Genomic DNA, 12,713 nt, shown 5'->3' on the forward strand with positions numbered 1-12,713 from the left:
CGGGGCGGGCCGTGGAGCTGTGCTGCCACGCTCCCAAGAGCCAATTTCTCGCTCGTTGATGCCGTGTAAACAGTCTGTTAACCGGTGCCGTGGCCGGGACCGGAGCGGCTGTGAGTCGCACTCGCCCTATTTTCGGCGAGAAAATCTGATTCACCCCGTATCCCCTCTCGGTTCGGTTTCGTTCTTCTAGGTGCGAGCGGCCAGACCGCTCGCGCTCAGGTACGGGTCGACGGGGGAGACGATGGGACGCAACGACTGCGGCAGCGAGGACACTCGCCGCTTCAGCGTGCTCCGGTTCCTCCTCGGCGCCGCGCTCGCCGCATTCGGCTCCCTGCTCTTGGGAGCCTTCGCGATGGCGACGTCCGCTTGGGCATCAGACGACACCGCATCGCAGGGCCTTGCCTCGATGACCGACCCTCTCGCCGCAGAGGTCTCCGACATGTCGCGCCTGGCCGCGCGACTGGTCCCGCACAACCAGCAGGGACATCGGGACCAGGCGGCGCAGGAGGAGGTCACCGGGCTGGTGTCAGGACTTGCAGCGCCGGTGGGATCACTGATGCACGAGACGGACGGGGCCGTGCGCGACATGCTGCCGGACGGTGCCGGACCTGGCTTGCTCGACTTGGACGACGAGTCTGTCGGAGACGACGCCGCTGGAGTAGTGGCGCCACTGGTGGGAACCCTTGTCAAGGGAACGACGTCCATTGCGGACAATCCCGTCCCCGTGGTGCCCGGTGTCTACGAGACTGTCGCGCCCTCGACCGATCAGGTCGACGCACTGGCGCGACTGGTGACCGATGGCCTGCGCTTCGGTGCTGCGACGACGCCCGGGAGCGTCCTCGCCGACGACGCAGGACAACCGAGCCTCACCGCGCTCACAGCGACGTCAGCCTCCAACGAGGTGGCGGCGGCACTCCACGGAGTGCCCAGCGGCCGGCCGGCCGCCGCCTTCGAGTGCTCCGCCGAACACGAGCGGAGGACCGACCGGTCCGACACAGTCGAGGACGTGCGCGGCGAGCCGCGCACCGCGGCCAGGCCGTGGGCTTTCGACGGCCCCGGACTGCCCGACCTGAAGATCATCCCCGGTGGAGCCGCTGGCTCGACCGCCGGTATCAGCGTCGACAGCGGCCACAACGCTGTCTGCGTCTCCCCGTCCACCGGGGGGGAAGAGGTGTCACTCTCCCGCACGGTGATCGGGGAATTGGGGCGGCCGCTGGACCGCGCCGCCGAGCTGTCCGTCGCCCCAGACTAGCGCCTCCGCGCGTCGGCGCCGGGAGCTCGAAGTCCGCCTTCGAAACTCCCACCGGCAGCAGTGCCCGAACCCGGCGCCCACGGCGCCGACCGGGGCTGCCCGTCGCCGACGCGCGGTCAGGCCGTCGCCGCCGCCTCCACAGAGGCGGAGGTCATCCGAACAAGCCGCCCGGCACATCGGGCGCACAACTCAGAAGGAAATCGCAACTCATGCGCAAGGTTCTCACTGTCGCCGCAGTCGCCGCCGGTGCCGTCGCCGCCCTCGGTGCCGCCGCTCCCGCCATGGCCGGCAACAGCTCCGGTGTCTCCGCCGGCCCCGTCAGCCTCGTCAACGTCGACGCCTCCAGCGCCGCCCACTGGCAGATCTGCGGCCAGAACATCCTGACCACGTCCTTCGGCCAGGTCTGCGACAACCGCGACCACATCGGCCAGGGCCCGCAGTCCGGGATCGACGCCGGCGACGTCTCGGCCGCGAACCTCGACATCGCGAGCGCCGCCCACTGGCAGATCTGCGGCCAGAACGTCGGCGTCGCGCCGTCTCTCCAGCAGGTCTGCGACAACACCGACCACCTGAACCACTAAGACCTCCCGGGGGGCCGGCCCTCACGGGGCCGGCGCTCCCGCGGAACGCCAGAGAATCAACAGAGAACGGGGAACATCAAGATGCGCAAGGCTCTCATCGTCGCCGGTGCCGCCGCTGGTGCGGTCGCCGCCCTCGGCTCCGCCGGAACCGCCATGGCCCAGAGCTCGGGCGTGTGGGCCGGTCCGGTCAGCCTGGTGAACGTCGACGCCTCGAGCGCGGCGCACTGGCAGATCTGCGGCCAGAACGTGCTCGCCCAGTCCTTCGGCCAGGTCTGCGACAACCGCGACCACATCGGCTCGGGCCCGCAGTCCGGCGTCATGGCCGGCGACGTGTCGCTCGCCAACCTGGACGTCTCGGACGCGGCCCACTGGCAGATCTGCGGCCAGAACGTCGGCGTCGCGCCGTCGCTCGACCAGCAGTGCCTGAACTACGACCACATCACCCACGCGGCCGAGTAATTCGACCGGGGGCGGGCCCGGTCCCGGGTCCGCCCCGCTCTTCTCGAAAGGAACAGACATGCGTAAGGCTCTCATCGTCGCCGGCGCCGCCGCCGGTGCCGTCGCCGCCCTCGGCTCCGCCGGAACCGCGATGGCCCAGAACTCGGGCGTCATGGCCGGTCCGGTCAGCCTCGTCAACGTCGACGCCTCCAGCGCGGCGCACTGGCAGATCTGCGGTCAGAACATCCTGACCACGTCGTTCAACCAGGTCTGCGACAACCGCGACCACATCGGCGACGGTCCCCAGTCGGGCGTCATGGCCGGCGACGTGTCGCTCGCCAACCTCGACATCTCGGACGCCGCCCACTGGCAGATCTGCGGCCAGAACGTCGGCGTCGCGCCGTCGCTCAACCAGCAGTGCCTGAACTACGACCACGTCGGCGACAACGGCGACCACCCCGACAAGGGTCACGACCAGGGCGACTACTAGACCGCCGCACTCCCCGGTTTGGTCGAGAAAGGGTTGAGGAACATGCGCAACACCACCATTGCAGCCGTCGCCGCGGCCGCAGCCGCGGCGGCGGCGCTCTCGGGAGCGTCCGCGTCGGCCTCGACTCCCGACTGGCTCACGGTCGTCGACGTGGAGTCCGAGTACGACTCGGTGCTGCCGGCCGTGTGCGAGGCCGACGAACTCGGCCCGCTCGCGCAGTCGACGTGCGGCACCGTCCTCGGCTCCCCGTCGCAGGACGAGCTGGCCGCGAACGGCGTGCCGCTGCCGGAGTCCCCCGGGGGCTACGGCGGGATGCCGGCCGTCGCGAACGTCGACCTGCGCGACTTCGCCAAGTGGCAGGTCTGCGGCATCGCGGTCGCCTCGACGACCCAGTCGTTCGACTGCGACAACTCGATCCCCGGCCCGACCGAACCGGTGGGTCCCGGGAGCGGGGTCTCGCTGGTCAACGCGGACGTCACCGGAGCGCTCCAGTGGTCCGTCTGCGGCATCGCCGTCGCGCAGTCGGCGGTGGCGACCTCCTGCTGATCGGCACGCGGCGCCGGCCGGCGCCGCCGCCTTCATACCCAAGCGGCCGGAGTCCTCGGACTCCGGCCGCTCCCCTGTGTCCTATGCGCCGATCGCCGGGCGCCACGTCTCTCCGGCCGCGAGGTCCTTGCGGCCCAGGCGGACGCCGTTCACCTGCACGTGGACGGCGGTGTCGACCTCGGCGCGCAGCGCGACCTCCGCGACCCTCCCGTCCCGCCACGCCAGGCTCGCGACGGTGACGCCGCCGCGGGCCCGCAGGCCCCGGACCTCGCCCTCGGGCCAGGCCGAGGGCAGCGCGGGCAGCAGCTCGACCACGGGCACGCCGTCGACGGCGCGGTGCGACTGCACGAGCATCTCGGCGATCGCGGCGGTGGTGCCGAAGTTCCCGTCTATCTGGAACGGCGGGTGCGCGCACAGCAGCGAGGAGTAGACGCCGCCGTCGGCGTACTCGGCCCCGGCCCCGCGGAACCCGACCGGGGTCAGGAACTCCCCGAGCAGCCGGTGCGCCCGGTCGCCGTCGCCCAGACGCGCCCACAGCGCGGTCTTCCACGCCAGGGACCAGCCGGTGCCCGCGTCCCCTCTCGCCTCCAGGCTCGCGCGCGCGGCGTCGAGCAGCTCGGGCTCGTCGGCGAGCGAGTCGCCGGGGAAGACCCCGTACAGGTGCGAGACGTGCCGGTGGTGCGGCTCGGCCTCCTCGCGCTCGGCGGCCCATTCGAGCAGGCGCCCGTCGGCGCCGACCTTCGGGACGGCCAGGCGGGGCATGGCCTCCTTGATGCCCTCCACGAGCTGGAGGTCCGCGCCGTGCAGGGTCTCGGCGACCACGTCGGCCGCTTCGAGGACGAACGCGAACAGCTCCCGGACCAGGGCCGTGTCCATGCCGGTGGTCTCGTCCACCGCCGAGTTCCCTTGCGGCGTGGCGAACTCGTTCTCGGGGCTCGTCGCCGGGCTCGTCACGAGCGTGCCGTCCGAGCCCTCGGTGAGCCGGTCGAACGCGAACCGCGCCGCGCCGAGCGCGATCGGGAGCCGGTCGGCCAGGAACTCCTCGTCGCGGCCGAACCGCCAGTGCTCGGCGAGGTGCATCGACAGCCACAGGCCGGCCATCGGCCAGGACTGCCAGCAGGCCCGGCCGTCCACAGGGGTGGTCAGACGCCAGAAGTCGGTGTTGTGGTGGCAGCACCAGCCGCCCGCGCCGTACAGGCGCCGGGCGGTCTCGGCGCCGGCCTCGGCGAGCTCGCCGACGAGGTCGAACAGGGGCTCGTGGAACTCCGGCAGGCCGCAGGTCTCGGCCGGCCAGTAGTTCATCTCGACGTTGATGTTCGTCGTGTAGTCGCAGTTCCACGGCGGCGTGACCTCGCGGTTCCAGATGCCCTGGAGGTTCGCGGCCTGCGTGCCGGGCCGCGAGGAGGCGGCCAGGAGGTAGCGTCCGAACTGGAACGCGAGCACCGCCAGGCCCTCGTCGCCCTCGCCCGACGCGCGCCGCCGCAGCCGTTCGGCGGTCGACGCCCCGGTCTCGGCGGCGGGCAGGTCCAGTTCCACCCGGTCCATGACGGACCGGTGCGCCGCGACGTGCGCCGCCAGCAGCGCCGCCCAGCCGTTCGCCGCCGCCCTCCGCGAGTCGCTTTGCGCCGCTTCGAACGCGGCGTTCCGGTCCTCGCCGGAGTGCAGCGAGAGGTAGACCTCCACGAGGCGGCAGCCTGAGAAGCGGTGCCCGCCGCTGCGCGGGGTCACGTCCCCGTCGGCGCGCAGCTGCGCGTTGAGCCCCAGGCCCCGCACGCCCTCGGTGGTCGAGTAGTCGGGGACGCCGTCGGCGACGCTCACCGGCGCGTGCCCGGTGAAGCGCAGCTCGTCGTAGTCGGCCAGGGTGCTGCCGCGCTCGTGCGGCCAGTCGAATTCCAGGTCGAGGTCGAAGGGCTCGCCCAGGGGCTCCACGGTGGTCCACCGGACCGCGAGCACGCCGTGCGCGGCCGAAACGAACGCCTCCTGGCGGACCCGGCCGCGCACCACCGTCGCCACGCCGTCGCGCAGGTCCAGCTCCCGGTGCTCGGGAGCCGCGTCGTCGGAGTGCGTCGCGACGAGGGACCCGGCGGGCTGGTAGGCCTCGGGGCTGCTGCCGCGCATACCGGTCAGCACCTGGTCGGCGGCGTGGAACTCGCCGCGGCGCACCAGTTCGGCGGCCTCGGCGGCGAGCCCTTCGGCGCCTTCGGGGATCGCCCACGACCCGTCGCCGGACCAGAATCCGTCCTCGTTCAGGTCGATCCGGCGGCCCCACAGCATCGCGCCGACGCGGCCGTCGCCGAGGGGCAGGCCGTCGTGCCATTCGCTTGCGGGCGTGTCGTAGACGAGCTTCAATGCCTCTGCCATGACCCGATCCTATAGGATTCCCGGTCCGCTTCGGCGCCGGGTGAGGGCGCCCCGCCGCGGCCCCGGTCTCCGAGGATGCTTCACTCTGACGTGTTGCAACCTCACGTTCGCAGTGAACGTGAATGGTGTGCCCCAACCCCGAACCCGGCACGTTCGCTCCCTAGGCAGCACTACACGGAGAGCATTCACAGTGGAACGCAATCGATCCCTCACCTCCCGCGGCGCGCTCGGCCTGGCCGCCGCCGCGGGCCTCACCGGCGTCCTCGCCTTCGGCTCGCCCGCCCACGCGGCGGTCGCCGTGATCCCCATCAACGGCGGCAACGTGCCCACGACCGCCGAGGACTTCAAGGACAACTCCTGCGACAACCTCCCCGGCGACCTCGCCGCGGACGTCGACGGCTGGGTCTTCGTGCTGCCGGCGGCCGCCGGCGCCGAAGGCAACTTCATCTCGGTCACCGCCACCTTCGAGGACGGCGACGGCGGCGAGCACGTCCTCACCACCGACGCCGACGGCGGCATCGTCTCCGGCAGCGGCGACAACAAGGCCTACATCATCACCCCCGCGGGCTGGACCCTCACCGACGCCGAGGCCGAGGTCGAGGACCCCGCCGAAGGCGCCAAGTTCAACCTCACCCACGCGTGCCCCGGCTCGCCGGGCGAGAACCCGTCCAGCCCCGAGGAGAGCCCCTCGGCCCCCGGTTCGGAGAGCCCCAGCGCCCCCGGCTCCGAGAGCCCCTCGGCGCCCGGTGAGGAGTCGACCACCCCGGTCGGCTCGACCCTCCCGACCACCGGTACGCCGCTGACGATCACCCTCGTCTCGGCCGCGGCCCTCGCCGCCGCCGGAGCGGTCCTGTTCCTGATGCGCCGCCGCCGCGCGGCCCAGGACTGGTAGTCCCCAAGGCCGAAAGGCCCCCGCGACGCCCCCGAGGCACTGCCTCGGGGGCGTCGTCGTCTTCGTGGGATTAAGGACCGTTTTGGCAGGTCAGCCGTTCGGTCGAGTACACGATCATCCGAATGAGACGCAACTTCGCGTTCCCCGGCGGCGTGAATCCAGCGCCCGATCCTCATCGAAGCGCGGCCGACATCGCCGTCGAATCCGGTGCGTTCGACCCTTCGGCCCTTCGACCACCCATCACGGAGTCAACCATCTTGAAACTCACCAGAAGACACAAGACGCTCGGCGCGATCGCCGCGGCCGGCCTCGCCGCCGCGACGGCGCTGGCGTTCGCCGTGCCCGCGATGGCGGGCGGCCTCTCCACCATCGACATCAACCCCGGCAACGTGCCCACGACCGCCGAGGACTTCAAGAACAGCTGCGACCAGATCCCCGGCGACACCGCCTACTGGCTCGACGGCTGGGTGTTCGTGCTGCCCTCCTCGGTGGGCGCCAAGGGCAACTTCAAGTACATCGAAGCGGTCTTCCAGGACGAGGACGGCAACGTCGTGCGGTTCAACACCGACGACGACGGCGGCATCGTCTCCGGGAGCGGCGACAACAAGGCCTACATCATCACGCCCGCCGGGCTCACCCTCATCGACGCCACGGCCGAGGTGAAGCTCAAGGACGAGGACGGCAACAAGAAGAAGCGGTTCAACCTGACGCACACCTGCCCGGCCACCGAGGAGCCCCCGGGGGAGGAGACCCCGAGCGAGGAGCCCACCACGGAGGAGCCGACCACCGAGGCGCCCACCACGGAGGAGCCCACGACCGACGCGCCGTCGTCCGAGGTTCCCACTTCGGAGGCACCGACCTCCGAGGCCCCGACGTCCGAAGCGCCGACCAGCGAGGCACCGACCTCTGAGGCTCCGACTTCTGAAGCGCCGACCAGCGAAGCGCCCACGTCCGAGGCACCGACGTCCGAGGCGCCCACCTCGGAAGCGCCGACTTCTGAAGCGCCCACGAGCGACGCGCCGTCGTCCGAGGTTCCCTCTTCCGAGGCGCCGACCTCTGAAGCGCCGACCGAGGAGTCCTCCAGTCCTGCCGAGGAGACGTCGAGCCCGGCCGAGTCGAGCGCCGAGGCCGAGCCGTCGAGTTCGGCGCCTGCGGAGGTCTCGACCTCACCGGCCGGGTCGATCCTGCCGACCACGGGTTCGTCGCTCTCGTTCGTGCTGGTCGCCGCCGGCGTCCTCATGGCCGCGGGCGTCGTGCTCCTGGTCTTCATGCGCCGCAGGCGCGAGACCGCTTAGGACCGCACGGCGGCGGTACCGTCCTCACGCTCGGATTCGTGATCGAACTGTGATGCAACCGAGCGCGACACCGCCGCGTTTAGCAGTTGTCTCAAGGCAGGAGGCCCGGCGCGCGAGCGACGGGCCGGAGACGACGGACTACCGCCCGCTGCTTGACGGTGCGGTCCTTGTCGAGCCCCCGGAATCCTGCCACCGGGGGCTCGACCCTAATCGACGCCCCGGAGCCGTCCCCCCCTTGGCTCCGGGGCGTCGCTGTTCTCCGCGTCATATCGCGTGCGTAAAACTCATGTTTCGCGCGCCCGAACGCTTTGCTTTCGTTGGCGGACCCGGTACATTACCCGCAGGTTCAGTACCCGCCCCATTACCCTGTTTCCCGAGGTGCCTGCTGCCCGGCATCCACCGCGCCTTCACAGGAGTGCCCGCCACATGGCCACCGAAGCCACCAAGAAGAAGGACGCGCCCGAGCCCGGACTCGGCCGCGTCGACAAGTACTTCGGGATGACCGAGAACAAGACCAACTGGAAGCGCGAGGTCCTCGCCGGGACCACGACGTTCCTGGCAATGGCCTACATCCTCGCCGTCAACCCCGGCATCCTCAGTTTCGGTCTCTCCGAGGCCCTGAACCCGGCCGAGCCGCTGGCGGCGATCGCCAACGGCACCGCCCCCGACCCGGGGGCGATCTTCACGGCCACCGCGCTCGCCTCGGCACTCGGCTGCCTCGTCATGGGCCTGTGGGCCCGCTACCCGATCGCCACCGCGCCCGGCATGGGCCTGAACGCGTTCTTCGCGTTCACCGTGGTCCTCACCCTCGGCATCCCGTGGCAGACCGCGCTCACCGGCACGCTCGTGTCCGGCGTCCTGTTCTTCCTCCTCGCCGTGACCGGCGCGCGCGAGTACATCATCAACGCCATTCCCGCCCAGCTCAAACTGGCCGTGGGCGCGGGCATCGGACTGTTCATCGCGTTCATCGGCCTCAAGAACGGCGGGCTCGTCGTCGGCTCCGACGCGACGCTGGTGAAGATCGGCGACTTCTCGGAAGGCACCGTGCTCCTCACGGTGTTCGGCCTCGTCGTCACCGCCGTGTTCATGGTCCTCGGCTGGAAGGGCGGCGTCTTCTACGGGATGCTCGCCACGCTCGGCCTCGGCCTCGCGACCGGCGTCATCGACCTCCAGCTGGCCGAAGGGTTCACGCCGAACCTCGACGCGGCGGGCGCGGCCTTCACCGGCTTCGAGGACGCCTTCACCGTCCACATGATCGCGGTCATCCTGACCATGCTGTTCGTGGACTTCTTCGACACCGCCGGGACGCTGTTCGCCGTGGCCGGCCAGGCCGGGCTCGTCAAGGACGGCAAGCTCCCGCGCGCCGGGCGCGCCCTCGCCACCGACTCGATCGCGACCTCGGCGGGCGCCGTGCTCGGCACCTCGACCACCACGGCCTACATCGAGTCCACCGCGGGCGTCTCCGTCGGCGGCCGGACCGGTTTGACCGCCGTGACCACCGGGTTCTGGTTCCTCGTGTCGCTGGTGGCGTTCCCGGTGTTCGGCCTGGTCGCCAACAACCCGTCGGTGACCGCGCCCGCGCTCATCGTCGTGGGCGTGCTCATGGCGAAGGCGCTCGGCGAGATCGAATGGGTGAAGCTCGAGTACGCGATTCCGGCGTTCCTCATCGTCGCCGCGATGCCGCTGACCTACTCGATCTCCAACGGCATCGCCCTGGGCCTGGTGTTCTTCCCGATCATGATGGCCGCCAAGGGCCGCTGGAAGGAAGTCCACCCGATCGCCTGGGTGCTCATGCTCGCCTCGATCGGGTACTTCCTGTTCCTGACCGAGTAACGCGGTCTCGCGGAGCAGCCCTCCGGAACGCGGACGCCCCGGGAGTCGAGTCGACTCCCGGGGCGTCCTCCGTTCTCGGGTCTTTTACGCGGGCAGGTAGGTCTGGACCCAGTAGGTGACGATGCGGTCCTGGGAGTCGTTCTCCTCCAGGCTCTCCGAGACGGCGACGGTGAGGCGGGTCGTCTCGGGGTTCCACACGCACAGCGAGGTGCCGCCGCTGAGGCCGGTGAGGCCGTCGTCGGCGAAGCTGAGCTGGAGGTTCAGGAGGGCGTTCGCGCCGCCGGCCGCGTTGACCGCGTCCATGCAGTCCTCGGGGGAGGGCGATCCGGCGTCGAGGGGCGCGGCCGCGGTCGTGCCGGCGCTGGTGAGCGAGGCGACGTAGATGCCGTCGCCGTTCTCGCACGGGTTCCAGATGAGGTCGTCGGTCGCCTCGGCGCGGATGCTGGAGCTCGCGACGGGCTGCATCGGGTCCCCGAACTCGGCGTCGAAGTCGACGTGGAGGTACTGGCAGTCGCCCGCCGCGTCCTCCACGGTGGTCAGTATGAGCTGGGCGCCGGGGTTCTCGGGGGTCCAGGTGCTCTCGGGCGCGGGGGCCGCCGCCGTGGTGCCCTCTTCGGCGGCCTCGTCGGCGGCCTCGTCGGCGGCGTCCTGGCCGGTCTGCTCGGTCTCGGCGGCGTCCTTCGCGGGGTCGTCGCCGCGCAGCTGCTGGACGCCGACCATGATGCCCACGACGCTGGCGACGACGCCGATCACCGCGGCGATGACGCCGAGCGCTCCTTTTGCGGAATTCACCGGCACATGCTACTTCGCCGCGACTCGCGCGCGGTGTCTGAAACGAGCGGGGCCGGACGCGCATCGCGTCCGACCCCGTCCCGGTTTCCTTGCGGCGCTAGGCGGCGCGGCGCAGGGCCTCGCTGATCTTCATGCGCGAGCCGGTGTAGAGCACCGAGCGCTTGTACAGCTGCGAGCCGAGCGCGAGCGCTCCGGCCGCGGCGAGCGCCAGGAGCACGCCGGAGAGGCCGATCTGCCAGGCCGGGACCTCGGCGATCGCCATGCGGGTGGGCATCGCGATCCCCGAGAACGGCGGCACGATCGACAGGACCACCGCGAAGGTGCTCGTGGGCGCGTTGAGCAGGAAGATCGCGCCGAGGTAGGAGAGCGTCAGCGACATGATGAGCGGGGTCAGGACCGACCCGGACTCCTCCTGGCGCGAGACGAGCGAGCCGACGCCGCCGGCGAGGGTGCCGAAGAGCGCGAACGCGATGAGCCACCAGCCGATGCTGGAGACCGCCGCGGAGGCGGTGCCCGGCGGCAGGTCGGAGAGCATCCCGGTCGCGGAGGCGACGCCGAGACCGACCGCGACCATCGCGACGAGGTTGACCAGGGAGATGACGCCGAGGCCGATGACCTTGCCGCCCAAGAGCTGCCAGGGCTTGAGGCTGGTCAGGAGGATCTCGACGATGCGGCTGGACTTCTCCTCGACCACGCCCATCGCGATGTACTGCACCGGGGTCATGAGCATCATGAACATGATGATGGAGATGACCAGGCCGGTGAAGTAGCCGGTGATCGAGTCGGTGCCGCTGTCGTCGCCGAAGGTCACCGACTCCAGCGGCTGCACGGTGAGCGCCCCGGCGATCTGGGCGTCGGTGAGGCCGGCGTCGCCGAGGTTGGTCTGGACGCTGGCGGCCTGCCAGGCGGAGTCGAGCTGGTTCTGGACGGCCGAGTCGAGGCCGTTCTCGCTGTAGACGCGGCCGTCGGCGACCGCGGCCTCGACGTCGCCGTCCTCGGCGGCCCGCTCGGCCTCGGCGGCCGAGTCGAACAGGGTGACGTCGAAGCCGCCCATGGCGTCGAGCTGGGTCTGCATCGCGTCGGCGCCGGTCCCGGCGAGGCCGATCTTCTCGTCGGCGTCGTCGCCGCCGAGGAAGCTCGGCAGCGCGGCGAGGATGCCGACGATGACGACGGTGACGATCATGCTGACGATGTTGGCCTTGGACAGGCCCCGGACGCGGATCTCGCGTCCGGCCACGAGCATGAGCCCGCGCATCCGGGAGGTCTCGGAGGTCTGGTCGCTCATCGGGTCACGGCCTCTCGGAAGATCTCGGCGATGGTGGGCTGGTCGTACGCGAAGTGGGTGACGCGCCCGGCCGCGGCCGCGATGCGCAGCACCTCCTGGTCGTCGGTGTCCTCGACGAGGTAGTCGTCGCCGTCGCGGGTGACGGTGCCGGGGAGGCGGCCGGTGAGGTCCTCGTCGGTGTCGACGGAGACGCGCAGCTGCTTGACCTCCTTGGCCTTGAGCTCCTCGACGGTGCCGGAGGCGATGATCCTGCCGTTGCCGATGATGACGACGGAGTCGCACAGGCGCTCGATGAGGTCGAGCTGGTGGCTGGAGAAGATGACGGGCGCCCCGGCGGCGGCGCGGTCGCGCAGGGCGGTGCCCATGACGTCCACGGCGATCGGGTCGAGTCCGGAGAAGGGCTCGTCGAGGACGAGCACCTCGGGGTCGTGGACGAGGGAGACGGCGAGCTGGACGCGCTGCTGGTTGCCCAGCGAGAGGTCCTGGACGAAGTCGCCGGCGCGGTCGGAGAGGTTGAGCTGTTCGAGCAGGGCCGCGGCCGAGGCGCGGGCCTGGGCGCGGGTCATGCCGTGCAGCTCGCCGAAGTAGGCGATCTGCTCGGCGGTCTTCATCTTCGGGTAGAGCCCCCGTTCGGAGGGCATGTACCCGAACCGGCGGCGCTGTTCGACGCCGAGCGGGGCTCCGTTGTAGACGATCTGGCCGGAGTCGGCGGCCAGGACGCCCATCGCGATGCGCATGGTCGTGGTCTTGCCGGCGCCGTTGGCGCCGACGAAGCCGACCACCTCGCCGGCGGCGGCCGCGAGCGACACGCCGTCGAGCGCCACGGTGTCGCCGAACCGCTTGTGCAGGTCCTTGATTTCGAGCATGTGTTCACCCTAGAGGCGCGGCGGACCCCGGGTCTTCCGTCTCACGGGGGATTCCGCCGGGCCGACCTCCTTCGCGAGAAGG

Annotated in this window: 12 protein-coding genes; 8 read left to right on the plus strand and 4 right to left on the minus strand. The window is 71.0% G+C overall.

What is annotated here, in order from left to right; genetic code table 11:
• Positions 1–241 precede the first annotated feature (241 nt).
• From E9998_RS13740 to E9998_RS13760, 5 genes are all read left to right on the plus strand, one after another.
• Entirely contained in the window at positions 242–1,252 is a 1,011-nt protein-coding gene (locus tag E9998_RS13740; RefSeq protein WP_136530269.1) for a hypothetical protein, read from the plus strand.
• Positions 1,253–1,461: 209 nt separating this feature from the next.
• On the plus strand, positions 1,462–1,833 hold the full coding sequence (locus E9998_RS13745) for a hypothetical protein (protein WP_136530270.1): 372 nt from the start codon (positions 1,462–1,464) through the stop codon (positions 1,831–1,833).
• 81 nt (positions 1,834–1,914) lie between these two features.
• Positions 1,915–2,292, plus strand: a complete 378-nt coding sequence (locus E9998_RS13750) for a hypothetical protein (RefSeq protein WP_136530271.1) — start codon at positions 1,915–1,917, stop codon at positions 2,290–2,292.
• A gap of 58 nt (positions 2,293–2,350) precedes the next feature.
• Positions 2,351–2,761 (plus strand): hypothetical protein, encoded by a 411-nt coding sequence (locus tag E9998_RS13755; RefSeq protein ID WP_136530272.1) that lies wholly within the window; start codon positions 2,351–2,353, stop codon positions 2,759–2,761.
• A 42-nt stretch (positions 2,762–2,803) separates the two neighbouring features.
• Positions 2,804–3,307: a hypothetical protein gene (locus tag E9998_RS13760; RefSeq protein ID WP_136530273.1), complete on the plus strand. Its 504-nt coding sequence runs from the start codon at positions 2,804–2,806 to the stop codon at positions 3,305–3,307.
• Between the two features lie 81 nt (positions 3,308–3,388).
• Here the strand turns inward: E9998_RS13760 and E9998_RS13765 are convergent, their stop codons facing one another.
• A complete protein-coding gene (locus tag E9998_RS13765; RefSeq protein WP_136530274.1) occupies positions 3,389–5,668 on the minus strand; it encodes a glycosyl hydrolase family 95 catalytic domain-containing protein in 2,280 nt (759 codons plus the stop codon).
• Positions 5,669–5,858: 190 nt separating this feature from the next.
• On the opposite strand from E9998_RS13765, the gene E9998_RS13770 reads away from it, so the two are divergent.
• The 3 genes from E9998_RS13770 (at position 5,859) to E9998_RS13780 (ending at position 9,688) form a co-directional block, all read left to right on the plus strand.
• Complete coding sequence (locus tag E9998_RS13770) at positions 5,859–6,560, plus strand: LPXTG cell wall anchor domain-containing protein (RefSeq protein ID WP_136530275.1); 702 nt, start codon at positions 5,859–5,861, stop codon at positions 6,558–6,560.
• A 257-nt stretch (positions 6,561–6,817) separates the two neighbouring features.
• Entirely contained in the window at positions 6,818–7,855 is a 1,038-nt protein-coding gene (locus E9998_RS13775) for an LPXTG cell wall anchor domain-containing protein (RefSeq protein ID WP_136530276.1), read from the plus strand.
• Positions 7,856–8,281: 426 nt separating this feature from the next.
• Entirely contained in the window at positions 8,282–9,688 is a 1,407-nt protein-coding gene (locus tag E9998_RS13780; RefSeq protein ID WP_240037612.1) for an NCS2 family permease, read from the plus strand.
• Positions 9,689–9,772: 84 nt separating this feature from the next.
• Here the strand turns inward: E9998_RS13780 and E9998_RS13785 are convergent, their stop codons facing one another.
• The 3 genes from E9998_RS13785 to E9998_RS13795 all read right to left on the minus strand — a co-directional run bounded on the left by E9998_RS13785 (position 9,773) and on the right by E9998_RS13795 (position 12,631).
• Positions 9,773–10,480 (minus strand): hypothetical protein, encoded by a 708-nt coding sequence (locus E9998_RS13785; protein ID WP_136530277.1) that lies wholly within the window; start codon positions 10,478–10,480, stop codon positions 9,773–9,775.
• Positions 10,481–10,577: 97 nt separating this feature from the next.
• Positions 10,578–11,765: an ABC transporter permease gene (locus E9998_RS13790; protein WP_136530278.1), complete on the minus strand. Its 1,188-nt coding sequence runs from the start codon at positions 11,763–11,765 to the stop codon at positions 10,578–10,580.
• Positions 11,762–12,631 carry an ABC transporter ATP-binding protein gene (locus E9998_RS13795; protein ID WP_136530279.1) on the minus strand — a complete coding sequence of 290 codons (870 nt, stop codon included), beginning with the start codon at positions 12,629–12,631 and terminating at the stop codon, positions 11,762–11,764. Before E9998_RS13795 ends, E9998_RS13790 begins: the two co-directional genes overlap by 4 nt.
• Between the last annotated feature and the right edge of the window lie 82 nt (positions 12,632–12,713).

This window comes from Glycomyces paridis, assembly GCF_004912155.1.
GTDB classification, from domain to species: Bacteria; Actinomycetota; Actinomycetes; order Mycobacteriales; family Micromonosporaceae; genus Glycomyces; species Glycomyces paridis.

Excerpts from the sequence above, each read along its gene's own strand:
- E9998_RS13755 (WP_136530272.1), top strand. The coding sequence starts at position 2,351 with ATGCGTAAGGCTCTCATCGTCGCCGGCGCCGCCGCCGGTGCCGTCGCC.
- E9998_RS13765 (WP_136530274.1), bottom strand. The coding sequence starts at position 5,668 with ATGGCAGAGGCATTGAAGCTCGTCTACGACACGCCCGCAAGCGAATGG.
- E9998_RS13750 (WP_136530271.1), top strand. The coding sequence starts at position 1,915 with ATGCGCAAGGCTCTCATCGTCGCCGGTGCCGCCGCTGGTGCGGTCGCC.
- E9998_RS13795 (WP_136530279.1), bottom strand. The coding sequence starts at position 12,631 with ATGCTCGAAATCAAGGACCTGCACAAGCGGTTCGGCGACACCGTGGCG.
- E9998_RS13760 (WP_136530273.1), top strand. The coding sequence starts at position 2,804 with ATGCGCAACACCACCATTGCAGCCGTCGCCGCGGCCGCAGCCGCGGCG.
- E9998_RS13745 (WP_136530270.1), top strand. The coding sequence starts at position 1,462 with ATGCGCAAGGTTCTCACTGTCGCCGCAGTCGCCGCCGGTGCCGTCGCC.
- E9998_RS13740 (WP_136530269.1), top strand. The coding sequence starts at position 242 with ATGGGACGCAACGACTGCGGCAGCGAGGACACTCGCCGCTTCAGCGTG.
- E9998_RS13790 (WP_136530278.1), bottom strand. The coding sequence starts at position 11,765 with ATGAGCGACCAGACCTCCGAGACCTCCCGGATGCGCGGGCTCATGCTC.
- E9998_RS13780 (WP_240037612.1), top strand. The coding sequence starts at position 8,282 with ATGGCCACCGAAGCCACCAAGAAGAAGGACGCGCCCGAGCCCGGACTC.